Source organism: Sphingomonas sp. Root720, assembly GCF_001428605.1.
Classification (GTDB): domain Bacteria; phylum Pseudomonadota; class Alphaproteobacteria; order Sphingomonadales; family Sphingomonadaceae; genus Rhizorhabdus.
The window spans coordinates 91,023-114,578 of the sequence record NZ_LMID01000013.1 but is presented as its reverse complement, the minus strand read 5'-3'; the positions used below and the strand labels follow the sequence as shown (position 1 = coordinate 114,578).

Genomic DNA, 23,556 nt, shown 5'->3' with positions numbered 1-23,556 from the left:
GGCCTGCCCGTGTTCGGCGGCGGGCATGGGTGTCATTGCGGGATGCGCTTCGCCGAGCGGACCGCGTCGAGGCGCGCGCGATAGGCGTCGCTCATCAATGCGGGGGTCCAGACGGTGTCGCTGTCGAGGGTCACCACGATCTCCTCGATCCCCTCGATCGCGCCGACCCGTTGGCGCACCTCGTTGAGGAAGACGCCCGCCATCATGCAGAAGGGGTGAGTGATGCCGATGGCGATGACGGCGCGCAGGCCGCCCTCGTCGCGCGGCTCGATCTCCGACGTCATGACCAGGCCCATGTCGACCAGGCCGGCGGGTGCGCCCGCGGCGATGCTGCACGGATCGACGATGGCGTTCAGGCATTCGCCGATGCGGTCGGCGAGGTCCTTGTCGGCGACCAGGACAGGGGCGGTGACGGTCATGCGGCCTCTCCCACGACAGAGTTGCGGATCACGGACCAGGGGGTGGTCTTGGTCTTTCCCTCCAGCCCGAATTGGTCGGCGCGGCACGCGGCCTTCAGCGCCTCGACGTCCCAGCCGTGCACCCGCGCGAAATTGTCGCCGAGGATGCCGCGCTTGGTGGCGTCGTCGAGCGGCGGATAGCCGGCGGGCATGCGGTAATCCTTGAAGGCCCGGATGAAGGGATCGGGGTGCATGATCGGCGCGCCGGTCGAAAAGAACAGCCGGTCCGCGCCGGTCGCCAGCAGCGGCGCCATCATCTCGGCGAACTTGTCCTGGAAGTTGAGCGCATAGCAGGGCGTCGATTCGAGGTTCACCGTGACGTTCGGATAGCGATCGAGCAGCGCCGCGATCTCCTGCCCGAAGGCGAAGCCGCCATGGACGATCTCGAAGGTCAGATCGGGGAAGGCGGCGATCGCTGGCGCCATGTCGTCGACATGGTAGCGATCGACCAGCGCGGGGGCGAGCGGCACCGCCTTGTGGACGGCGACGACCTTCAGCCCGCGCTTCAGCATATGCTCGAACAGCGGGAACATCAGCTTCTCGTCGTCGAAGCGGTTCTCGGTCAACCGGCCCTCGACCATGTCGAGCGGGTACATCTTCACGCCGATGACGTTCATGTCGTCGACCAGATGGTCGATATGGGCGATCGGGTCGCTCATCCGTGGCGTCAGGTCGCCGTAGAGGAACATGCGGTGGGGGAAGCGCTTGGCGATCTCCGCCGCGACCCACAGGGGCGAGCTGCCGTCCTTGTACATGCCGTAGAGCGGCACGCCCTGATAGACGGCGACGTCGATGTCGCTTTCCGCGAACAACAGGCTTTCCAGCAGGGCGGGCTGCAGCGCGAAGCGCTCGGTGAACTGGTCGTAGTTGACCTTATATTCGTCGAAGCCGAACGGCTGCAGATGGCCGTTACCCCAGTGGTAGAGGAGCTTGGTCAGTTCCTCCAGCTGGGGGATCAGCAAGTTGTCCCGGTGGAAATGGCCGCCATGCACCGTGGCATCGACGACGAAGACGTCGTCGATCATGCCGGCTCATACTCCCTGCCGGCAAGGGCCGCGAGCGCGCGGCCGCCGAGCATCTCGTCCTCGCTGTAATGGCCGCCGGCGATGCCGTAGCCACCGACGCAATTGCCGTCGACGATCAGGGGAAAGCCGCCCGGCACGACCAGCATGTCGCCGCTCGCGCTGAGCGCGGTCGTCACCAGCGGGTCGTTGCGGAACATGTCGACCATCGCCGACGTCGGCATCGCCATCGCCGATGCGGCGACCGCCTTGCGGCGGGCGGCCTCGCTCGATGCGAAGATGGCACGATCGGTCCGGTAGAGTGCGATCAGGTGGCCACCCTTGTCGACCGCCACCACCGACACGGCGAGGCTGTAGCGCTCGGCATGTTCGAGGACCGATTCACAGAATTTGCGGGCCTGGTGCAGAACGGCGTTCATCGATGTTTCTCCCTTGGGGTTCAATCTGCCGCGACCAGCGCGGGTTTGGTTTCGTGATGGATCACGTCGAGCGCGCGGAGCACCGCGTCACCCATCGCGCGCGTGCCGATGGCGGGCAGGCCGCCCGCGATGTCGGCGGTGCGGGCGCCGCCGTCGATCGCGCGCTGGACAGCCCGGTCCAGCAGCTTCGCTTCCTCGGGCAGGCCGAAGCTCTGTTCCAGGCACATGCCGAAGCTCAATATCGATCCGACCGGATTGCAGATGCCGCGCCCGGCGATGTCGGGCGCGCTGCCGTGGATCGGTTCGTAGAGCGCCTGGCGCCGGCGGGTGACGTCGCTGGGGCCGATCGAGGCGGAAGGCAGCATGCCGATCGATCCGGCCACCATCGCCGCGCAGTCGGACAGGATGTCGCCGAACAGATTCTCGGTGACGATCACGTCGAACTGGCGCGGGTTGCGCACCAGCTGCATCGCGCAATTGTCGACATACATGTGGGTCAGTTCCACATCGGGATATTCGGCGTGGAGCTTCTCGATCTCGTCGCGCCACAGCATGCTGACCTCCAGCACGTTCGCCTTGTCGACCGAGCATAGCCGCCCACCGCGGCGTCGCGCCAGTTCGAAGGCGGCGCGGCCGATCCGTTCGACCCGGTCGCTGGTATAGGTCATGCTGTTGGTGCCGCGCCGGCGGCCGTCGTCGAGGGTCTCGATACCGCGCGGCTCGCTGAAATAGAGACCGGCGGTGAGTTCGCGGACGATGACGATGTCGGCGCCCTCGATGATCTCCGGACGCAGGCTCGACATCGCTTCCAGCCCCGCGAAGGCGCGGACCGGGCGCTGATTGTCGAACAGGTCGAGCCGGCTGCGCATCTTGAGCAGGTTGTCGGGGAGCCAGTGGTGGCGCGGAATGGCGTCATATTCCGGCGATCCGCTGGCGCCGAACAATATCGCGTCGGCCGCGTCTATCAGCGCCCAGGCCTCGGGGCGGACGACCGCGCCATGGGCCTTCCAAGCGGAGATGCCGTAGAGTTCTTCGTGCAGGTCGACGCGCAGGCCGCGGTTCGAGACGAACCAGTCGATCACCCGCTTCACTTCGTCCATCGCCTCGGGGCCGACGCCGTCGCCGGCCATGATCAGCACGCGTGGCACGCCCCGGCCAAGCGAGCCGTTGGCCCATGGCAGCGCCGCGTCGCGGGCGCGCTGATGCGCGCCGATCTCGGCGTCGAGCTGGCGGGTCTGGTCGATCTCGTCGAGGCCATCGAGCAGGGCGGCGCGGGCCCCCGGATCGATCGGAAAGCCGAGCTTCCGGCCCGAAGGGGGCGTGATCGTCTGCGCCTCCAGGTCGACGGTGAAGGGCTGCGGATCGTCCATCGCGATCTCGGCCGCGAGGGCGGCAACCTCCTCGGCCGGCAGGCGGATCGTCAACAGGCCGTTCTGCAGGCAGTTCACCGCAAAGATGTCGCCGAAGCTTGGCGCGATGATGCAACGGATACCGAAATCGAGAAGCGCCCACACCGCAGCCTCGCGAGAACTGCCGCAACCGAAATTATCGCCGCCGATCACGATGCTGCTGGTGCGAAAGGCTGGACGGTTCAACGTAAAGTCCGGATCCTCGGCGCCATCGGCATCGTAGCGCAGCGGTTCGAACAGATAGGGGCCGAGCGCGCCTTTGCCGAACTCCATGAGCCGGCTGATCCGGATCATCACCTCGGTATCGATATTGGGCAGGGGCAGCGGGGCCGCGATGCCGGTCAGGGTCGTGAAGGGGGTCATGCTCGTCCTTCCAGAGCGCGGACATCGCAGATTGTGCCGGCGAGGGCGGAAGCTGCGGCGGTCGCGGGGCTGGCGAGGTGAGTGCGGGCACCCAGGCCCTGCCGGCCGACAAAATTGCGGTTGGTGGTGGAAACCGATCGTTCGCCCGGCAGAAGTTGCTCGTTGGCGGTCGATAGGCAGAGCGAGCAGCCGGGCTCGCGCCATTCGAAGCCGGCGTCGCGAAATATGCGGTCGAGCCCTTCGGCCTCGGCGGCTTGCTGGACCCGGCGCGAACCGGGGACGACCCAGGCCTGGACATTCGCGGCGACTGTGCCGCGCGCGGCGATCCGCGCGGCGGCGCGCAGGTCCGACAGCCGGCCATTGGCACAGGAGCCGATGAACACCCGGTCGATCGGTACGCCGGCCAACGGCTGGCCGGCGGTCAAGCCCATATAGTCCAGAGCCTCGATCATGCGCTGTCGGCGTGCCGGATCGGTTTCGATGTCCGGATCGGGAACATGACCATCGATCGCGATGACGTCCTCGGGGCTGGTGCCCCAACTTACCTGCGGAGTAATCTCGCCGATGTCGATATGATGCTCGATGTGGAAGCGCGCGCCCTCGTCGGTCGTCAGCGTCCGCCAATGCGCGACCGCCGCATCGAACAGCGCGCCTTTCGGTGCGAAGGCCTTGCCCGCGAGATAGGCGAAGCTGCGGTCGTCGGGCGCGATCATGCCGATCTTGGAGCCCAGCTCGATCGACAGGTTGCACAGCGTCAACCGCTCCTCGATGTCGAGTGCAGCGATCGCCGGGCCGGCATATTCGACGGCGTGACCGGTTCCGGCCTTCGTGCCGAGCTTGGCGATGGTAAAGAGGATGATGTCCTTGGCGGTGACCGCGCGACCTGGTTCGCCGGTATAGGTAATGCGCATCGCCTTGGGTTTGCGCTGGCGGATCGTCTGCGTGGCAAGGACATGCACGACCTCGGTAGTGCCGATGCCGAAGGAGAGCGCCCCCAGGCCGCCATGGGTGCAGCTATGGCTATCGCCGCAGACGATCAGGCTGCCCGGCAGGGTCAGGCCCAGTTCGGGGCCGACGACATGAACGATTCCCTGACCGTCCTGGCCGATATCGAACAGTTGGACGCCTGCTTTGCGGCTGTGGTGGCGCATGTCGTCAAGCAGCTTGGTCGCCACCTTGTCGAGCCGGGCGGGCCGGTCGGGCTGGCTGGTCACGCCATGGTCCGGGGTGGCGAAAGTGCGCTCGGGGTTGCGAACCGGCAGGCCGCGCGCGGCCAGCCGATCGAAAGCGGGGCCGGCGACCAGATCATGGATCAGGTGGCGGTCGACGTTGAGCAGGGTGAGCCCGCCGCCGAGGTCGGCGATCCTGTGCTCCGCCCAGATCTTGTCGAACATCGTACGCGCCATCCTGCTCCCCGTGATTCGTTATGTCATCTTAATATCAATACAACTAAACTTATCAAGCCGGGGAATTGGACAGACGGACTCACTCATTATAAGCAGCACACAAGGGGCGCGTCGTGGTGTCCGGATCGGTTGGAAGTTTGAAGGTCAAGACGACTATGCGAGGGGGACGCGATCAGAGCGCTGGTGATCGACGGGCGCGTCGGAGCAAAGGCGCCGCGTCGACGGACGCCGAAGTTGCTGGCCCGAGGCTCGTTCGCAGGCAGGGCTCATCGCTCAACCATCAGATATTCCTGGTCATGCGCGACCGGATATTGAACGGGTATTATGAAGCGGGGCAGATGCTTCCGAGCGAAGACGAGCTGGCGCGGCTGTTCTCGGTCTCGCGCATCACGCTGAGGTCGGCGATGACCACGCTGGAGGCCGAGCATTTGATCGAGCGTCGGCAGGGCGTCGGAACATTCGTCGCACCGACCATAAGACCGACCCAACTTCACGCCTCAGTGACCGGCGTGATCGAACATATCGCCGACATCGATCGGAAGACCGAGGTCCGGCTGCTCGAACTCGACTACGTCCGCGCGCCTTTTCACGTGCAGTCGATGTTCGATTGCGACGACAGCGCGGTGTTCCAGCGTGCCGTCCGGCTGCGATCGATGGGGCAGGTGCCGATCTTCCACATCATCACGTTCATCCCCCAGGAACTGGGCAAGGAGTTCACCCGCGAAGAGTTGAACAGTACGTCGCTGTACAAGTTGCTCGCTAGAAGCGGTGTCCGGCTGCATTCGGGCCAGCAGGTAGTGAGCGCGCAACTGGCCGATCCGGTCGTGGCGCCACTGCTTAACGTCGCCGTCGGCAGCCCTCTGCTGCAGCTTCGACGTCAACATTTCGATCAGAGCGGGCGACTGATCGAATATTTCGAGATGCTGGCATCGCCAACGATGTTCGAGCTCTCGATGTCCCTGGATCCGGAGCAACTCTCCAACTGACCCGATCCGGTTGACTTGATCAGTCCAGTCCCAGCCGGCCAGGCGACCAGATGGGGTTATGGAAGCGCGGTTTGCTGCCATGCGGTTACCCGTTCCTGACCTGTCGGGAGCAAATGCATGGCAAATACCAGACTTGCTCAGAACCCATGATAACAGCGTTCGTAGAGCCGCTAGGCCAAAAGACCCCGAAAATGGTGCTGGCTGCGCTCCCATTTGCTGCCCTCGGCGATGCCTAGGCTGTCGCGCAGCCCGTGGATCTGGGTCGGGTTCATCAGCCCGGCGGGGTTGTCCTTGTGGCCGGCGAAGGGCAGGCCATAGCCCTTCACCGTATAGGCGATGAACATCATCGGCTTGTCGTCATCGGCCTGCGCGAAGGCGTCGAGCAGCGTCTCGATGCGACGCCCAGGCCGACCGAGCCGGTCGAAAAGTCGACCGGGACCTTGTCCTTGGTGCGGCTCGGATAGCTCTGTGCGCCACCGAGGCCGCGGAAGCGCTGCAGCTGGTCGAGGCTCTGATTGCCGAGCAGATAACGGATCGCGTGCAGCACCGGCCCGGCGCGCGGCTTCACCGCCACCTTTGTCCTGCGGGGGCAGCGCGTGGAAATAGAGCGCGCTCATGATCGCGGTGATCGACGCGCAGCTCGCCTGGTGGCCACCAACCTTCAGGCCGTCGCGGCTGTCGCGCAGGTGGTTGGCATTGTGGATCGTCCAGGCCGATAGCCAGCGCAGCCGCGTTTCCAGCGCCTCGATCGCCGCGATGGTCGCGGCAGATGCAGGCGTGGGTGGAGCGAAATCGGTCATGAAAACCTCATGGGGATGTATCAGGCGCGGCCGAAGACGGTGTGCGACGGGGCTGCCCAGAAGCCGTCAGCTCCGTTGCGAACCAGTCGGACCGAGGCGGAAGCTGTGCCGTTCACCAGGGCCAGCGGCTTGCGAACGCGGATCTCGACCGCCAGCACGCGCGGGTCGAACAGGCACTCGGCGGCGAGGCGGTTGGCGAAGATCTCGATCAGGCCGGTGCGGCTCTGGCCCAGCCGCGCGGCGCGATCGGCGATCGATCGATAATCGGCGGTGGCGTCGAGCCTGTCGTCCCACACTGGCATGACGTCCAGCCTTATGTCGACGATCAGCGTCTGCCGCCGGCCGATCTCGTCCGGATCGACGCCGATGTCCGCTTCGATGACCAGATCCTCGATGGAGATCTGCTGCCGGGCGATCAGCGCAGGGGAGCGGTCATGGCCGCGACGGTCCTCAAACATGCTGCTGGCTCCGGGCCGCGCGAACGGTGTTTGCCAGCAGGCAGGCGACCGTCATGGGGCCGACGCCGCCGGGCACCGGGGTGATCGCGCCCGCGTGATCCAGTTCTCCCGTCGCGCAGTCGCCAACCAGATAGGAGCTGCCATCCTCGGCGATGCGGCGGTTGATGCCGACGTCGATGACCACGGCGCCCGGTCTGACCCAGTCGCCACGCACCAGCCCCGGACTGCCCGCTGCGACCACGACGATGTCGGCGGCGCGCACGATGCCGGGCAGGTCGCGGGTATGGATGTGGGTCACGGTGACGGTGCACTCGCGTTCGAGCAGCAGTTGCGCCATCGGCTTGCCGACGATGTTGGACTTGCCGATCACTACCGCCTTGAGACCGCGGAAATCGTCGACCACCTGTTCCAGCAACATCATGCAGCCGAGCGGCGTGCAGGGAACGAGACCATCGCTCCCCGTCGACAGCCGGCCGACATTGACCGGATGGAAGCCGTCGACATCCTTGACCGGTGCGATCCGGTCGAGCAGTGCGGCGGCATCGAGCGGTGCGGGCAGAGGCAACTGGACGAGGATGCCGTGGACCGCGTCGTCGGCGTTGAGCCGGTCGATCAGGGCCAGCAGATCCGCCTGCGCCGCGGTCGCGGGCAGACGATGTTCGATCGAGCGGATGCCCGTTTCACGACAGGCGGCGAGCTTGCGGCCGACATAGACGCGGCTGGCTGGATCGTCCCCGACCAGTACGACGGCCAATGTCGGTGGCGCGCCGACGGCATCGGCGAAGGCCTCCACGTCTCGCGCCACCGATCGCCGCAGCGATGCGGCGCGTGCCTTCCCGTCGATGAGTCGTGCCATGGTTGTTACTTTGCGAAGACGACGGTCTTGGTGCCGTTGAGGATGACGCGATCCTCAAGATGGAACTGCACCGCGCGCGACAGCACGAGCCGTTCGATGTCACGGCCCTTCCGGATCAGGTCGTCGGGCGAGTTCGCATGGCTGATCGCTTCGATGTCCTGGTGGATGATCGGGCCTTCGTCGAGGTCGCTCGTCACATAATGGGCGGTGGCGCCGATCACCTTCACGCCCCGGTCGAACGCCTGATGATAGGGCTTGGCGCCCTTGAAGGAGGGCAGGAAGCTGTGGTGGATGTTGATGCACTTGCCCGACAGCCGCGCCGACATGTCGTCGGACAGGATCTGCATATAGCGGGCGAGGACGACCAGATCGGTTCCGCTGTCCTGCACGAGGGACAAGATCCGTTCTTCTTGTTCGGTCCTGGTCGCGCGGGTGACGGGCAGATGGTGGAAGGGAATGCCGCTCAAGTCGATGCTGGCGAAGGTTTCCGCCGGATGGTTCGAGACGATGCCGACGATGTCCATGTCGAGTTCGCCGGTGCGCCAGCGATAGATCAGGTCCGACAGGCAATGGTGGAACTTCGACACCAGCAGCATCACCCGCGTCTTGCGGGTGGCCGGGCGCATCTTCCAGTCCATATGCCATTTGTCGGCCAGCGGTGCGAAGCCGGTGCTGAAGGCGTCGAAGCCCTGCGCTTCGCCGGTGGCGCCGCATTCGATCCGCATGAAAAACTTGCCGGTCGAACTGTCGGTGAACTGGCCGGCTTCGATGATGTTGTAGCCGCCTTCGAAGATATAGTTGCTGACGCCCGCGACGATGCCCGGCGTGTCGGGGCAGGCGAGGGTGAAGATGATAGAGTCGACTTGGGTCATGCTTCGGTCCCGATATGGGTGATCAGATTGTCGGCCAGGCTGCGGGCCACCGACAGTTCGTAGGTCGGCTCGTCATCGATCCTGGACAGATGGACGCGCATCAGCCCGATCATCGTGGCCATCGCCGATCCGCGCCGAAAACGGGCGGGGTGGAGGTCGACGGCGACGCAGTTCTGCAGCCGTTCGGCGGCGCCCTTGCCGGAGATGCGGAAGGTCCGCAGGCCATCGCTCTGGTCGGTGACCGCGGCGATCCCCTGCAATCCCTCGGTCAGCAACGCAACGAACCCGTCCGAACCATGATGGTCGAGGACCAGCCATTTGCCCGGCGCCACGAACAGGATGGATCGACCCGGCCGCTCGATACGCTTGCCGACCGGTGGCAAGGGCAGGCCGTGGCGATCGACCAGAAATTGTTCGACCACCGCCGGATCGCCCAGCGCCATGACGAGCGCCGCCGCCGGCGCTGTTTCGGTGAGCCGCGGGCCCGGTGAAGATTCAACCATGGACACGGGTTCCTTCCGGATCGACGAAGACGGGCGAGCAGACCTCGACATCGCCATGGGCATTGCGGACTGGATCATGCGCGGCGATGGTCTCGCCGATCCGATTGGAGCCATTGTCGAGCAGGCCGAGCCCGATCCACTGGCGGAGCGTCGGCGAATAGGCGGCCGAGGTGATATGGCCCTGATCATGCGCGGCAGTGAACGGGCCGGCGGCGGGCAGCAGATGGGCGCCGGCTGAAAAGGGGCGGCTGCTCCTGAGGCCGACCAGCCGTGGGCGCATCGGATCGGCCAGTGGTTCACGCAGCGCCATGAGCCGGCCGATGAAGTCCTTCTTCTTCGATACCATCCGGCCCAGACCGATATCGGCCGCCGTGGTCTGGCCATTCAGTTCGGGACCGGCGACATGGCCTTTCTCGATCCGCAACACGCCCAGCGCTTCGGTGCCATAGGGTTCGACGCCCAGCGGACGACCGAGCTCGACCAACGCGCGCCATGTCTCCAGTCCGTGGCGTGCGGGCACCGCGATCTCGAAGCCGCGCTCGCCGGAGAAGGACATGCGGAACAGCCGTCCCGCGACGCCGCTGCGCAGCCGCACCGGCATCACCGACATGTGCGGCAGGCTGGCGTCGTCGATCGCGATGTCCGGCTCCAGCAACGCCGCGACGAGCGGGCGGGCGTTCGGGCCAGCGATCGAGAATTGCGCCCATTGTTCGGTGACCGAGGCGATCTGGACGCGCCAGGCCGGCTTGAGCACCTGCAGGCACCATTCGAGATGTTCCATCACCGCCTCGGCATTGGCGGTGGTGGTGCTCATCAGGAAATGCTGGTCGCCGAGCCGCGCGGTGGTGCCGTCGTCGAACACGAAGCCGTCCTCCCGCAGCATCGCGCCATAGCGGACGCGACCGACCGCCAGGGTCGAAAAGAGGTTGGCGTAGACGAAGTCGAGCAGGGCGCCGGCGTCGGGACCCTGGATATCGATCTTGCCCAAGGTCGAGACGTCGCAGATGCCGACGGCGGAGCGCACCGCCAGCACTTCGCGGTTCACCGAGGTCAACCAGTCGGTTTCACCCTCGCGCGGATACCATTGGGCGCGGCGCCAAAGGCCGGCCTCGATCATCGGCGCGCCTCGCTCGAGTGCCCAGTCGTGGGTCACCGTCTTGCGCAGCGGCCGGAAATGCCCGCCGCGATGCGTGCCCGCGAGCGCGCCGATCGCGATAGGCACGGCGGGCGGACGGGCGGTGGTGGTGCCGGTCGCCGCGATCGACTGGCCGGTCAACTCGGCCATCAGCGACAGGCCCAGGAAATTGGCGGTCCGTCCCTGGTCGGTGGCCATGCCCAGCGTCGTGTAGCGCTTGAGATGCTCGACCGATCGATAGCCTTCGGCGAAGGCGAGGCGGACATCCTCCTCGGTCACGTCATGCTGGAGATCGACGAAAACCTTGCCGCCGCCCAGCGATCGCACCGATGAGGGACGGTCCGATGCTGGCACCGGCGCCGGGGTCTCGTCGAAGCTGGTGCGATCGACGACGCTCCGCCCGGCCGCGGCGCCATGGCGGACGCAGGCGTTGGCGGACGACTGGCCGGCCGCCGCACCGCACAGGATCATGCCTTCCGGCCGGGCATCGGCGAGGAACTGGCCTGTCGCCTCGTTCCAGCGTGGCCTGGCGCCGAGATGGGTGGCGATGCCGATATTGGGGTTCCAGCCCCCCGACACCGCGAGGCAGTCGATGGCCAGGCGCGTCGCCTTGCCATCCGCACCGGCGATGGTGACGGCCTTCAAGCTGCGTCCGCCATGGCCGCGTCGCACCGTCGCGCCGAGATGGATGACGATGTTCAGCTGGGGCGCGATCTCCTCCGCGCGCGCGGAAAGGCCGGGGCGGCGATCGATGATGGCGACGATATGCGCGCCGGCACGGGCGGCGTCGGCGGCGCTTTCCCATCCCGCATCATTGTCGACCGCGAAGGCGATCCGCTGCCCTGCCTGGACGCCGAAGCGCGTCGCATAGGTCGCGACGGCGCCCGCGAGCATCACACCGGGCAGGTCGTTCCCGTCGAACAGCATCGGCCGTTCGATCGCGCCGGTGGCCAGGATCGAGCGTTCCGTGACGATCCGCCACACGCGTTGCCGCGGCGCGTCGGCATCGCCGGGGGCAGATTGCTCGACCGCGGCGAAGACGCTATGATCGTAGACTGCGAACATCGTCGTGCGCAGCATCAGGGTGATGTTGGGATGATCGGCGATCCGTCGGGCGGCTGTTCCGAGCCAGTCGGCGGCGTCGCCGCCATCGATCGCACCATCTCTGCCGCGCAGGCTGGCGCCCAGCAGGAAGTCGCTTTCGCACAGCAGCACGCGCTGGCCGGCGTCGGCGGCGGCCAGAGCCGCCGCCATGCCCGCGGGCCCACCGCCGATCACGAGCAGGTCGCAAAAGGCGTTGCCCTTGTCATAATGATCGGGATCGGGTTGGCCGGCGGCGCGGCCGAGGCCGGCGGCGCGGCGGATGGCGGGTTCGTACAGCTTTTCCCAGAACGCCGCCGGCCACATGAAGGTCTTGTAGTAGAAGCCGGCCTTCAGGAATGGCGAGAGCAGCGAATTGACGCTGAGCAGGTCGAGCCTGAGCGACGGGAAGCGGTTCTGGCTCCAGGCTTCGAGGCCGTCGACCAGTTCGACGGTCGTCGCCTTGCTGTTGGGCTCGCGCCGCGCGCCGTGGCCGAGTTCGACCAGTGCATTTGGCTCCTCGGCACCGGCCGAGAAGATACCGCGCGGGCGATGATATTTGAACGACCGGCCGACCAGCCGCACCCCGTTGGCCAGCAGGGCCGAGGCCAGGGTGTCGCCGGCGAAGCCCGTCATCGCCTTGCCGTCGAAGGAGAAGCGGATCGGTCGCGAGCGGTCGATCGCGGCGTTGCCGGTGGCGAGGCGATCGGTCACGCGACGGTCTCCGCGCGGCTGTCGGCGACGGCGGCGGTGCGGGCCGGCGCGACCGACGCGATGGCGTGGGTCAGCGTGTCGCGCACGACGACGAGCCAGCTGCGGCAGCCCATCGCGTGGAACCAGTGTTCGCGATGCTCCCCGCAGGGATTGTCGCGCAGATAGAGATGGTCGGCGACCTCTTCGGCCGTGGCGACCGTGGTGTCGGGCCGCTGCCGCGTGGCGTCACCGCGATAGCGGAACTCCTGGCTGCTGCGCGGGCCGCAATAGGGGCAGTTGATAACCATGGATCGATCGTCCTGTGTTGGCGCGCCGCCGAGGGGATAGCCCCGGCGGAGATGGCCTCAATGGAGATTGGGCTGCGCGCCGGCGCCCTTTTCGTCGATGAGATGACCGCGGGTGAAGCGGTCCAGCCGGAAGGCGGCGGCATCGGGATGGGGTTCGTCCCGCGCCAGCAGATGCGCGAAGCAAAGGCCGGATGCCGGCGTCGCCTTGAACCCGCCATAGCACCAGCCGGCGTTGACATAGAGGCCGTCGATCGGGGACCGGTCGATGATCGGCGATCCGTCCATCGACATGTCCATGATGCCGCCCCAGTTGCGCAGCATGCGCAGCCGTCCGAGCATCGGCATCAGGGCCATCGCGGCCTCGCAGACATCTTCAATCACCGGCAGATTTCCGCGCGCGGCGTAGGAATTATAGCCGTCGATGCCGCCGCCGAAGACCAGTCCGCCCTTGTCCGACTGGCTGATGTAGAAATGGCCGGCGCCGAAGGAGATGACATTGTCGACCAGCGGTTTGATCGCTTCCGAGACGCAGGCCTGCAGGACATGGCTTTCGATCGGCAGGCGGAAGCCGGCGCGTTCGGCAAGGATCGAACTGCGCCCCGCCACCGCGATGCCGGCTTTCGCCGTCTTGATGAAGCCACGGCTGCTGTGGATGCCGGCCAGCCGGCCGTCGCGGATGTCGAAGCCGGTGACCTCGCAATTCTGGATGATGTCGACGCCCGCGCGATCGGCGGCGCGCGCATAGCCCCAGGCGACGGCATCATGGCGGGCGGTGCCGCCGCGCCGTTGCAGCAGGCCGCCCAGGATCGGGAAGCGGGCATTGTCGAAGTCGAGATAGGGATGCATCCTGCGGATCTGCGCCGCGTTCAGCAGTTCGGCGTCGACCCCCATCAGCCGCATCGCATTGCCGCGCCGGGCAAAGGCGTTGAGTTGGGCCTCGCTGTGGCACAGGCCCAGGAAACCGCGCTGGCTGACCATGGTGTTGAAGTTGAGGTCGCGCTCCATCGTCTCCCAGAGCTTCAGCGCGCTTTCGTAGAAGCGGCCATTGGCCGGGAGCAGATAGTTGGAGCGGATGATCGTCGTGTTGCGGCCGACATTGCCCGACCCGATCCAGCTCTTTTCGAGCAGGGCGACGTTGCGCAGACCATAATTGCTGGCGAGAAAATAGGCGGTGGCGAGGCCATGGCCACCGCCGCCGATGACGACCGCGTCATAGGAATCCCGCGGCGCGGCGTCGCGCCAGGCGGGGCGTTCGGACGATCCGAAGATCGCGTCGCGGACGAGGCTGAGGGCGGAATAGCGCATCGTCATGCCTCCGATCGGCCCGACACCGGGAGGGCGTGCCGGGCGAGCGTGGTCCAGAGCCGGACGCCGATGTCGATCGCGTCGTCGTTGAAGTCATAATGGGGGCTGTGCAGCGCGGCGCCGTCGGTGCCGTTGCCCAGCCGGATGAACGCCCCCGGCCGCCGTTCGAGGAAGCAGGCGAAATCCTCCCCGGCCAGGCTGGGGGTGGAGAGCTCCTCGACATTATCGACGCCGAACGCGTCCTGCGCGGCGGTGCGCAGCATGTCGGTCTCGACCAGGCTGTTGATCGTCGGCGGGGTGCCGCGATGATAGCTGATCTCGCACCGCGCGCCCGAGGCGACCGCGACCGACGTCGCCATCATGCGCAACTGCTGTTCGACGCGCCGCCGGGAGTCGGCCGATATGGTGCGGACGGTGCCCTGGATGAGCGCGGTGTCGGGGATGACGTTGTAGGCGGTGCCGGCGTCGATCCGCGTCACGCTCAGCACCGTCGCGTCGGTCGGATCGCAGGAGCGGCTGACGATCGTCTGCAACTGCCCGACGAGCTGCGCCGCGACGGGAATGGGATCGATCGTGATATGCGGCTGGGCGGCATGGCCTCCCTTGCCGAGGATCGTGATATCGAAACGATCGACGGCGGACATCATCGCGCCGCAGCGGATGGCAACCTTGCCCAGCGGCAGGCCGGGCCAGTTGTGCAGGGCGTAGACCTGGTCGATCTGGAAGCGATCGAACAGGCCGTCGTCGATCATCGACATGGCGCCGCCGAGGCCTTCTTCGGCCGGCTGGAAGATCAGCGCGACCGTGCCGTCGAATGGCGTATCGACCAGTTCGCGGGCGGCGCCGATCAGGATCGCGCTATGCCCGTCATGGCCACAGCCATGCATCCTGCCGGTATGGCGCGAGCGATGCGCGCTCGCCTTTGCATCGTTGAGCGGCAGCGCATCCATGTCGGCGCGGATACCGATCGAGCGCTGCGAGCGTCCCTTGCGGATCAGCGCGACGATACCCGTTCCGCCGACTCCTTCATGGATGTTCTCGACACCGGCCGCGCGCAATTCGTTGACGATCAGCGCAGCCGTGCGATGCTCCTGAAAACCGAGCTCGGGATGCTGATGAATGTCTTGCCTCAGTTGCCTGAGGGTGCGCCTCCCCGGCGCTGCATGGGCGTTCATGATGACTCCAGCGGATGATTTCGGCCATCATGAAAGACGATGGCTTCATTAGTCAAGTGACTTGACACAAAAGAATGCAAGTTGCATCAGGGCGTCAGTGGCCGCCGGTCACACCCAACAGGAGCTCTGAATTTCGATGCGTGACGCGCTCAAGAACGACCGGCTGGGCTTCGCCACCCGGGCCATCCACCACGGCTATGATGCGGCGGCGAACAACGGCGCGGTCACGCCGCCGGTCTATATGACCTCCACCTATGCCTTCGAATCTGCGGAGGCCGGCGGTGCGCTGTTCAGGGGTGAAGGCTCCGGATATATCTATGGCCGCACGCGCAACCCGACGCAGGATCTGCTCGAGGCGCGGATGGCCGAGCTGGAAGGCGGGGAGGGCGCTGTCGCCTTCGCGTCGGGCGTCGCGGCGATCAGTGCGACGCTGATGACCCTGCTTAGCGCGGGCGATCAGGTGATCCTCGACAAGACCGTCTACGGAAACACCTATGCGCTCTTCTCGAAGGGGCTGGTTCGCTTCGGTATCGACGTCTGCTTCGTCGACCTGACCGACGTCGCCAATCTCGAGGCGGCGATCACGCCCAGGAGCCGGATGGTCTTCTTCGAATCCCCGGCCAATCCCAATCTGCGCGTGCTGGACATCGCCGCGCTGACCGCAGTGGCCCGCAAGGCCGGGCTGATCTCGGTCGTCGACAACACCTTTTGTTCGCCGGCGCTGCAGCAGCCGCTCGCGCTCGGCGCAGACATCGTCGTCCATTCCGCGACCAAGTTCCTGTCGGGCCATGGCGACGTGCTCGCCGGGATCATGATCGGCCGGAAGGAGCATGCCGACCTCGTCCGCGGGCAGGGGCTGCGTTTCCTCAATGGCGGCGCGATCTCGCCGCTGGTCGCGCATCTGGTGATGCGTGGCATGAAGACGCTGGAACTCCGGATGGAGCGCCATTCGCAGTCGGCGATGGCGATCGCCGAGATGCTCGAGGCTCACCCGGCGGTCGACATCGTGCATTATCCGGGCCTCGCGTCCTCGCCTTTCCATGATATCGCTCGGCGACAGATGAGCGCTTTCGGCGGCCTGATCTCGGTCGAGCTGAAGGGCGGCATCGATGCCGGCATGACCTTCATGAACAAGCTGCAACTGGCGACCCGCGCGGTCAGCCTGGGCGATGCCGAGACGCTGGTGCAACATCCGGCGTCGATGACGCACGCCGTCTATCCGCCGGAAGAGCGGCTGAAGCACGGCATCAGCGATGGTCTGGTTCGCCTGTCGGTCGGTCTCGAGACCACCGCCGACCTGCTCGCCGACGTCGAACAGGCGCTCGCGGCCGTCCGAGGCGCGTGATGGCCGCGCTCGTGTCGTCCTCGGCCGAGGACGGCGTCGCCCGTATCACGCTCGATCGGCCGGCGCAGGGCAATGCACTGAATGCGGACATGGTCGAAGCGCTGCTGGAGGCGCTCGATCATGTTCGGGACGAGCGGCCCCGTTGCCTGGTCGTAAGCGGGGCGGGAAAGGGCTTCTGCGGCGGCTTCGACCTTGGCGATCTCGATGGGCAGAGCGACGGCGATCTTCTCCACCGTTTCGTCCGTGTCGAGACGGCGCTGCAGGCGATCCATCATTTTCCGGCGCCCGTCCTGACCATGGCCCATGGCTTCGCCTGGGGCGCGGGGGCGGATATCTTCTGCGCCGGGCATGTCCGCATCGCCGCTCCGGGCACCCGGTTCAGTTTTCCCGGCAGCAAGTTCGGAATCGTGCTGGGGACACGGCGCCTGCGCGCGATCACCGGCGCGGCCACCGCGTTCGATCTCGTGTTGTCCGGCGCACCGATCGGGTCGGATGTCGCCCTGTCCTGCGGCATCGCCCAGGCGCTGGAGCTGGTCGAGCAATGGCCGGCCTGGCAGAGTGCCTGGATCGCCCGCCAGACGCGGCTCGATTCCGGCATGGCGGAGATGTTGAGCGCGCGCATGCGGGATGACGGCCGCGACGCCGATCTCGCAGCGCTCGTGCGGAGCGCGGCCCGGCCGGGATTGAAGAGCCGGCTGGCGGCCTATGCGGATGCGGTCCGGCGCGCGAAGGCTGCGCGCACGGACGACTGATTGTCGATGGAGTAACAGAGATGTCGGATAGCGAAGCGCCCCCGTTGCAGGGCGTGCGGGTCATCGAGTTCTGCCAGATCGCGGCCGGGCCGTTCGCTGGCATGTTGTTGGCCGATCAAGGCGCCGACGTGATCAAGGTCGAGCCGGCTGCGGGTGACGCGATGCGTGGCTGGCCGCCGTTGAACAATGGCTACAGCGAGAATTTTGCCTCGCTCAACCGCAATAAGCGATCGATTGTGCTGGACCTGAAGGACCCGGCGGATGCCGAGGTGGCCCGTCGCCTGATCCTCGACGCCGATGTCGTGATCGAGAACAGCCGTCCGGGCGTGATGAAGCGCCTCGGACTCGATTATGAACGCTTCGCGAGCGAGCGGCCGGATCTCGTCTATTGCTCGCTCTCGGCCTTCGGGCAGACCGGACCGCGCAGCCGCGACGGCGGTTTCGACGTCACCGTCCAGGCCGCTTCGGGCATCATGAGCGTCACCGGCGAACCGGGCGCGCCGCCGGTCAAGGCGGGGGTGCCGATCTCCGACTTCGCCACCGGCCTCTATGCCTCGATGGCGATCTCGATGCTGCTCTACCGCGTGAAGTCGGGCGGTCCCGGCGGCTATATCGACGTGTCGATGCTGGGGTGCAGCCTGGCGATTGCCGCGCTGCAGACCAGCGAATATTTCGGTACCGGCAAGGCGCCGGGGCGCTGGGGATCGGCGCATCCGCGCAACGCGCCGTACAAGGCGTTCCGCTGCGCCGACGGCTATATCGTCCTTGCCGCCGGCAATCAGAACCTCTGGTCGCTGGTCTGCGATGTGATCGAGCGGCGCGAACTGCTCGACGATCCCCGCTTCGCCTCGGTCACCCTGCGCGCCGCCAATCAGGACGCCTTGTCGGTGGAGATGGAGGCGGTGTTGCAGAAGGGCGGGATCGCCCATTGGCTCGCGGCCTTCCGCGCGGTCGGCGTACCCTGCGAACCGATCAACGATTATGCGTCCGCGCTGTCCGCGCCCGAAGTCCGCGAAATGGGCTGGGTCGCACCAATCACGCTGCCGGGCGGTCGCGACACCGAGACGGTGGGCAATGTCGTGCGGATCAACGGTTCGCTGGGCGCAGCCCCCGGGTCGCCGCCGGACCTGGGCGAACATGGCGAGGCGATCCGCGCTGCGCTAGATACCGAGCGGGCAGGGGAACCGGCATGACCGCGGGGCGGTTGCGCGATGCGGTCCAGGCGCTGACGGCGATCGCCGATGGCCAACCCGACGAGCCCCGTTTCCTCGACGAGGCGTCGCATGTTCTGGCCGATCTGCTGGCCCATGACGACTGGCTGCCGGCGCGCTTCGCCCAGCCTTCGCCGGATCGCTATCAGCAATATCTGCTGCATTGCGATCCGTGGGAACGCTTCTGCATCGTCAGCTTCGTCTGGGGACCGGGCCAGCACACGCCGGTGCATGATCATCGGGTATGGGGTCTGATCGGCGTCCTGCGGGGCGCGGAGCGCAACCTGTCCTTTGAACCGGACGGCGATGGTGTGCTCCATATCGTTGCTGACGACCTAGCCCAGCCGGGCGACATCGGTCGCGTCTCGCCGACGATCGGCGACGTTCATCAGGTCTTCAATGCGCTGACCGACGAAGTCTCGATCAGCATCCACATCTATGGCGGCAATATCGGCCGCATCGAACGCGCGGTGTTCGATCCGGAGAACGGTACCGCCCGGCCGTTCGTGAGCCGCTTCGCCAATCCCGAACTGCCCAACATCTGGAACGATTGAATCTTCGGAGGACTATATGCTGGAATTGCTAGGAACCGCGGCCTCGCGCACCGCGCGGGTGCTGTGGACGCTGGAGGAACTCGGGCGCGACTATCGCCATACCTCGATCGACCATCGCCGTGGCGAAAATCGCGACGCCGGCTTCCTGTCGCTGTCGCCCACCGGCCAGATCCCGGTCCTGAAGGACGGTGATACGATCGTGCGCCAGTCGCTGGCGATCAACCTGCATCTGGCTTTCGACAGCGCCCCGAACGACCTGCTGCCGGCCGACGCGACCATGCGTGCGGCGGCGCTCGAATGGTCGCTGTGGGCAGCGACCGAGATGGAGCCACATAGCTTCTTCCGACTGACAGAAAAGGCGAAGCCGGAAGACGAGCAGGATCGCGCCGGTCTGATGCGGGCCGATGTGGCGATCCGCAAGGCGCTCGATTGTCTCGAAAACTCGCTCGGTGATGGCGACTATATCGTCGGTGGGCGCTTCACCATTGCCGATCTCAACGCCGTCGGCCCGATCGAATATCTGCAGCGCACCGCTTATCCGCTCGAAGCCTGGCCGCGGATCCGGGCCTGGCTCGCTCGTTGCCAGGAGCGGCCGGCCTATAAGAGAGTGCTGGCGATGAAGGCGGCCGCCTGACGGCCGGGGAGGCGACGCCATGCCATGAGCAGGACGTCGCTTCCTATCAGCTCAGCGGGCGGAGCTGCTTGCGCCAGCCCGGCGGGGTGTTCGACCACAGGATGCGCGCGGTCACATCGCCCTTGTTCTCATAACCATGGCCAAGGTGCGACGGATAATAGATCGCGTCGCCCACGACGAGATCATAGGTCTTGCCGTCGACCGTGAACTCGACCTCGCCCTCCAGGATATAGCCGACTTCCTCCCCTTCATGGGTGAAGTCGCTTTCGGTCTTGGAGCCCGGCGGGATGATGTGGATCGTCGATTGGAGCAAGGCACCCTGATCGCTGGCCGACAGCCGGACCATGGTAATGCCGCGGGCGGACGTTTTCTCATCGGCGATAAAATTCGCCGTGGCGTTTGCGCGCACAACCTTCACCTGGTCGGAATAGGCTTCTTCCGGCGGCGCGAACACATCGGCAAGATCTGCCCCGACCACCGACACCAATTTGGCCAGCATTGCGAGGGAGGGCTGAGCCTTCCCATTTTCAATTTTGGAGATGAAACCCTCGGAACACCCAGCCGCGTCCGCGACCTCTCGCATACTCAGGCACCGCAGGAGACGAGCATGCTTGAGCTTCACGCCGACACGCAAAGCGTCACCGGCTGGGTTGGTGGCCGGCGGAGGGGCTCCGCGCAAACGACTTTCGCTGACTTTCTTCATTCGATCATCCCACATGTCCGCGAACGGACTGATAAGCATAACTCATATAACCTTTTAGCACGAAGCTAAACCTGGAGGAAAGTATGATGATAAATATGGGGGAAATTTCCGAATGATGTAACTTACAGGAAAGTCACTTGACTAATGGGATCGTGTCTTGCATCCATAGCTTGTCGAGGCCCGAAATTGGCCCGAATCAGCGGAAAAGGGTGGTGACATGGATATCAAAGGGGAAGCGCGTTTCGTATCGGCCGTGATCTGCCTGATGGGCACGACCAGTTTCATGGGTCTCGCGGCACCGGCGGCAGCGCAGGACGCGGCATCCGCCCCGGCTGGCTTGTCGAAGGGCGCCGCCGAAGATGGCGCGGCATCCGACATCGTCGTCACCGGTTCGCGTATCCGCCGCGCCAATGAGGTGCAGTCCACCCCTGTTGCCACCCTCGGCGCGGCCGAACTCGCGAGCCGCGGCACCGTCAACGTCGTCGAGGCGCTGAGCGCGTTGCCCGCCGTCGGCGCGAACAGCCTCTCGCCCTCCGGCGCGCCGCGCAACACGCTGCTTGCCGGCCTCTACACGGTCGATCTGCGCGCGCTCGGCAGCTCGCGCACGCTCGTGCTGGTCGACGGCAAGCGCTACGTCTCCGGTCTGCAGGGCAGTTCCGCCGTCGATATCAGCACCATTCCCACCGACCTGATCGACCGGGTCGAGGTCACCACTGGTGGCGCTTCGGCGGTCTATGGGTCGGACGCGATCGCGGGCGTGGTGAACTTCGTGCTGAAGAAGAAGGTCGACGGCCTGCAACTGCGCGCCCAGTCGGGGATCAGCTCGCGTGGCGATGCGGGGCAGTACAAACTCGGCCTGATCGGCGGCGGCAGCTTCGCGGATGATCGCGGCGGATTTGTCTTCTACGCCAATTATGATCGCACCCGGCCGGTCTTCGCCGCCAACCGTTCGATCTCCAGCGATGGCGTGGCGGTGGCCGATCCGACCCGGCCCGATCTCGCGCTGTTTGGACCCGCCTCCTATACTTCGCTGCGGACCACGCAGGGCGTCTTCGGGCTCAACGGCGCCACGGTGACCGGGGCGACGATCCGCCGCACGGTGCTGCCGGACGGCACGATTGCTACCCCGCTGGGATCCCGAGATGGCGACAATCCCAATGAATATAACATCATCTACTCGCCGTCCGAGCGGTACATGTTCGGGGCGCGGCTCAACTATGAGCTGGGCAGCGACATCAATCTGACGATCGACGGCAGCTACGCGCATAACGATACGCTGCAGCGTTTCGAGCCGACCTTCCTGAACTCGGGCAGTTCGAACATCGGCGGCCCGACCGGCCTGTCTAACACTATCCCGGTCAGCAATCCCTTCGTCCCGGCGGCGCTGCGCGCGCTGATCCCGGCCGGGCGGACCGACATCTCCTTCGCCCGCGACTTCACCGAATTCGGGCCGCGCGACCTCGACTATACGCGCCAACTCTATCGCTTCGTCGCTGGGCTGGACGGTAAGTTCGAGGTGATGGGCCGCAACTGGTCGTGGGAAGCCTATTATGAATATGGCCGCACCACGCTCGACGAGACGATGCGCAACGGTATCGACACCCAGCGTTTCTATCAGAGCCAGCGGGTCGAAGCGAATGGCGCCGGCGGCTATCGCTGCGTCGATGCGGCGGCGCGTGCGCAGGGCTGTATCCCCGTCAATCTGTTCACCGGTCAGCCGCTAACCCAGGCCGAGATCGCCTGGCTCGGCGCGTCGGCGACGATCCATTCGACCAACACCCAGCAGGTCGCCGCAGCTTCGGTGACGGGTGATCTGTTCAACATCACCACGTCGCCGGTCGCGTTCGCGGCCGGCGTCGAGTGGCGCAAGGAAAGCTCGAATTACGTGCCGAGCGAGGCGCTGAGGAACGGCCTCATCTCGCTGCAATATGCCGGCATCACCAAGGGTGACTTCACGGTGAAGGAGGCGTTCGCCGAATTGACCGTGCCGCTGCTCGAGGGAGTGCCGCTCGTCGACTATCTCGAAGTCGAAGGCGCCTATCGCTACGCCGATTATTCGATCTCGGGCGGGGCCAGTTCGTGGAAGGTCGGCGGCACTTATCGTCCCTTCTCGGGGCTTCGCTTCCGCGGCATCTACGCCAAGGCGGTGCGGGCGCCGAACATCAACGATCTGTTCCGCGGTGCCACCGGCAATCTCGCCAATGTCTCTGATCCCTGCCGGGGCGGCGGGACCACCTCGGCGCGTCAGCAATATTGCCTCGCCCAGCCCGGCATCAGCGCCGGCTTCAACCCGCCGGCGACGACGCAGGTTCAGCAGTCTGTGGTCGGCAATCCCAATCTGACGCCGGAAATCGCACATACCTTGACGCTGGGCGGTGTCCTGACCCCATCCTTCGTCCGTGGGCTGTCGCTGTCGGTCGACTATTTCCGCATCAAGATCGACGACGCGATCACCTCGCTGGCGGCGCAGACCGTGATTGACCAGTGCGCGAACACTAACGACCCGGTTTATTGTTCGACAGTGATCCGCGACACCGCCTCGGGCGTGATCCTGCGCAACAATTCGGTGCCGATCAACGCAGCGCAGGAATTGCTAAAGGGGATCGACGTTGAGCTGGCCTATCGCACGCGCATCGATGCGGTGCCCGGCATAGGCCGGCTGGGCGACACCCTTTCGCTTCAGCTCAATTACACGCGGACGATCGCCTATGATACCGCGCCGTTCGACGGTGCGCCGACGATCAAGCTGCGCGGCCAACCCTTCTATCCGGCGAACAAGGGCAATCTGCAGCTCACCTACGTCAACGGCCCGCTCAGCGCGTCTCTGAACGAACGCTATATCGGCAAGGTCTATCGCGTGGTCGGCGGAACGTTCGACGGCAATGCGGTGCCCAGCTTCTGGTATACCGACGTCCAGTTCAAATATGACATTAGCGAGCAGTTCGCCTTCTATGCCGGCATGAACAACGCCACCGACAAGAAGCCGCCCTTCTTCCCAGTGCCCTATGTCGGGACGTCTACGGGCACCAACACCGCGGCATCGGTCTATGATCTGCGAGGGCGCTTCATGTATGCCGGCGTCACCGTGAAGTTCTGACGGCGGATCGAC

At 65.8% G+C, this 23,556-nt stretch carries 21 protein-coding genes and 2 pseudogenes; 7 read left to right on the top strand and 16 right to left on the bottom strand.

The window, feature by feature from the left end; all coding sequences use genetic code 11:
* Nucleotides 1-32 precede the first annotated feature (32 nt).
* The 6 genes and pseudogenes from ASE22_RS17950 to leuC form a co-directional block, all read right to left on the bottom strand.
* Nucleotides 33-419, bottom strand: a complete 387-nt coding sequence (locus ASE22_RS17950; RefSeq protein ID WP_056362911.1) for a metal-sulfur cluster assembly factor — start codon at nucleotides 417-419, stop codon at nucleotides 33-35.
* Complete coding sequence (locus ASE22_RS17945) at nucleotides 416-1,483, bottom strand: amidohydrolase family protein (RefSeq protein ID WP_056362908.1); 1,068 nt, start codon at nucleotides 1,481-1,483, stop codon at nucleotides 416-418. Before ASE22_RS17945 ends, ASE22_RS17950 begins: the two co-directional genes overlap by 4 nt.
* Entirely contained in the window at nucleotides 1,480-1,899 is a 420-nt protein-coding gene (locus ASE22_RS17940) for a GlcG/HbpS family heme-binding protein (RefSeq protein WP_056362905.1), read from the bottom strand. Before ASE22_RS17940 ends, ASE22_RS17945 begins: the two co-directional genes overlap by 4 nt.
* Before the next feature lie 20 nt (nucleotides 1,900-1,919).
* Nucleotides 1,920-3,029: a 3-isopropylmalate dehydrogenase gene (leuB, locus tag ASE22_RS27355; RefSeq protein WP_056364063.1), complete on the bottom strand. Its 1,110-nt coding sequence runs from the start codon at nucleotides 3,027-3,029 to the stop codon at nucleotides 1,920-1,922.
* Between the two features lie 99 nt (nucleotides 3,030-3,128).
* A pseudogene (leuD, locus tag ASE22_RS27350) lies at nucleotides 3,129-3,671 on the bottom strand (3-isopropylmalate dehydratase small subunit); the annotation flags it as partial.
* Nucleotides 3,668-5,065 carry a 3-isopropylmalate dehydratase large subunit gene (leuC, locus tag ASE22_RS17930; protein ID WP_235536280.1) on the bottom strand — a complete coding sequence of 466 codons (1,398 nt, stop codon included), beginning with the start codon at nucleotides 5,063-5,065 and terminating at the stop codon, nucleotides 3,668-3,670. The pseudogene leuD and the gene leuC, both read right to left, overlap by 4 nt.
* Nucleotides 5,066-5,214: 149 nt before the next feature.
* Here leuC and ASE22_RS17925 point away from each other — a divergent pair, with 149 nt between their 5' ends.
* Nucleotides 5,215-6,063: a GntR family transcriptional regulator gene (locus ASE22_RS17925; protein WP_156397128.1), complete on the top strand. Its 849-nt coding sequence runs from the start codon at nucleotides 5,215-5,217 to the stop codon at nucleotides 6,061-6,063.
* A 209-nt stretch (nucleotides 6,064-6,272) separates the two neighbouring features.
* On the opposite strand, the pseudogene ASE22_RS26285 reads toward ASE22_RS17925, so the two are convergent.
* The 9 genes and pseudogenes from ASE22_RS26285 to ASE22_RS17880 form a co-directional block, all read right to left on the bottom strand.
* Nucleotides 6,273-6,863: pseudogene (locus tag ASE22_RS26285) on the bottom strand (hypothetical protein); the annotation flags it as partial.
* A gap of 20 nt (nucleotides 6,864-6,883) precedes the next feature.
* Nucleotides 6,884-7,321, bottom strand: a complete 438-nt coding sequence (locus ASE22_RS17915; RefSeq protein WP_056362893.1) for a dihydroneopterin aldolase — start codon at nucleotides 7,319-7,321, stop codon at nucleotides 6,884-6,886.
* Nucleotides 7,314-8,177: a bifunctional 5,10-methylenetetrahydrofolate dehydrogenase/5,10-methenyltetrahydrofolate cyclohydrolase gene (locus ASE22_RS17910; protein ID WP_056362890.1), complete on the bottom strand. Its 864-nt coding sequence runs from the start codon at nucleotides 8,175-8,177 to the stop codon at nucleotides 7,314-7,316. The genes ASE22_RS17915 and ASE22_RS17910 overlap by 8 nt, the downstream gene beginning before the upstream one ends.
* A gap of 5 nt (nucleotides 8,178-8,182) precedes the next feature.
* The gene (purU, locus tag ASE22_RS17905) at nucleotides 8,183-9,049 is read right to left on the bottom strand and encodes a formyltetrahydrofolate deformylase (protein WP_056362887.1); all 867 of its coding nucleotides are present in this window, start codon (nucleotides 9,047-9,049) and stop codon (nucleotides 8,183-8,185) included.
* Nucleotides 9,046-9,552: a sarcosine oxidase subunit gamma gene (locus ASE22_RS17900; protein WP_056362884.1), complete on the bottom strand. Its 507-nt coding sequence runs from the start codon at nucleotides 9,550-9,552 to the stop codon at nucleotides 9,046-9,048. Before ASE22_RS17900 ends, purU begins: the two co-directional genes overlap by 4 nt.
* On the bottom strand, nucleotides 9,545-12,481 hold the full coding sequence (locus ASE22_RS17895; RefSeq protein ID WP_056362881.1) for a sarcosine oxidase subunit alpha family protein: 2,937 nt from the start codon (nucleotides 12,479-12,481) through the stop codon (nucleotides 9,545-9,547). Before ASE22_RS17895 ends, ASE22_RS17900 begins: the two co-directional genes overlap by 8 nt.
* Complete coding sequence (locus tag ASE22_RS17890; RefSeq protein WP_056362877.1) at nucleotides 12,478-12,768, bottom strand: sarcosine oxidase subunit delta; 291 nt, start codon at nucleotides 12,766-12,768, stop codon at nucleotides 12,478-12,480. Before ASE22_RS17890 ends, ASE22_RS17895 begins: the two co-directional genes overlap by 4 nt.
* 57 nt (nucleotides 12,769-12,825) lie before the next feature.
* The gene (locus tag ASE22_RS17885) at nucleotides 12,826-14,073 is read right to left on the bottom strand and encodes a sarcosine oxidase subunit beta family protein (RefSeq protein ID WP_056364061.1); all 1,248 of its coding nucleotides are present in this window, start codon (nucleotides 14,071-14,073) and stop codon (nucleotides 12,826-12,828) included.
* Between the two features lie 2 nt (nucleotides 14,074-14,075).
* Nucleotides 14,076-15,248 carry a M20 aminoacylase family protein gene (locus ASE22_RS17880; protein WP_056362874.1) on the bottom strand — a complete coding sequence of 391 codons (1,173 nt, stop codon included), beginning with the start codon at nucleotides 15,246-15,248 and terminating at the stop codon, nucleotides 14,076-14,078.
* A gap of 136 nt (nucleotides 15,249-15,384) precedes the next feature.
* Here ASE22_RS17880 and ASE22_RS17875 point away from each other — a divergent pair, with 136 nt between their 5' ends.
* The 5 genes from ASE22_RS17875 to ASE22_RS17855 are packed head-to-tail and all read left to right on the top strand — an operon-like array spanning nucleotide 15,385 to nucleotide 19,744.
* Nucleotides 15,385-16,593 carry a trans-sulfuration enzyme family protein gene (locus tag ASE22_RS17875; protein ID WP_056362872.1) on the top strand — a complete coding sequence of 403 codons (1,209 nt, stop codon included), beginning with the start codon at nucleotides 15,385-15,387 and terminating at the stop codon, nucleotides 16,591-16,593.
* Nucleotides 16,593-17,345, top strand: coding sequence for an enoyl-CoA hydratase/isomerase family protein (locus tag ASE22_RS17870; RefSeq protein ID WP_056362869.1), 753 nt, complete (start codon nucleotides 16,593-16,595; stop codon nucleotides 17,343-17,345). The genes ASE22_RS17875 and ASE22_RS17870 overlap by 1 nt, the downstream gene beginning before the upstream one ends.
* 20 nt (nucleotides 17,346-17,365) lie before the next feature.
* The gene (locus ASE22_RS17865; protein WP_056362866.1) at nucleotides 17,366-18,538 is read left to right on the top strand and encodes a CaiB/BaiF CoA transferase family protein; all 1,173 of its coding nucleotides are present in this window, start codon (nucleotides 17,366-17,368) and stop codon (nucleotides 18,536-18,538) included.
* A complete protein-coding gene (locus ASE22_RS17860; RefSeq protein ID WP_056362865.1) occupies nucleotides 18,535-19,110 on the top strand; it encodes a cysteine dioxygenase in 576 nt (191 codons plus the stop codon). The genes ASE22_RS17865 and ASE22_RS17860 overlap by 4 nt, the downstream gene beginning before the upstream one ends.
* A gap of 16 nt (nucleotides 19,111-19,126) precedes the next feature.
* Nucleotides 19,127-19,744 (top strand): glutathione S-transferase family protein, encoded by a 618-nt coding sequence (locus tag ASE22_RS17855; RefSeq protein ID WP_056362862.1) that lies wholly within the window; start codon nucleotides 19,127-19,129, stop codon nucleotides 19,742-19,744.
* Between the two features lie 46 nt (nucleotides 19,745-19,790).
* On the opposite strand, the gene ASE22_RS17850 is transcribed toward ASE22_RS17855, so the two are convergent.
* Nucleotides 19,791-20,447 (bottom strand): cupin domain-containing protein, encoded by a 657-nt coding sequence (locus tag ASE22_RS17850; RefSeq protein WP_162248190.1) that lies wholly within the window; start codon nucleotides 20,445-20,447, stop codon nucleotides 19,791-19,793.
* Nucleotides 20,448-20,664: 217 nt separating this feature from the next.
* Here ASE22_RS17850 and ASE22_RS17845 point away from each other — a divergent pair, with 217 nt between their 5' ends.
* Nucleotides 20,665-23,544: a TonB-dependent receptor plug domain-containing protein gene (locus tag ASE22_RS17845; RefSeq protein ID WP_056362857.1), complete on the top strand. Its 2,880-nt coding sequence runs from the start codon at nucleotides 20,665-20,667 to the stop codon at nucleotides 23,542-23,544.
* Nucleotides 23,545-23,556: the final 12 nt, after the last annotated feature.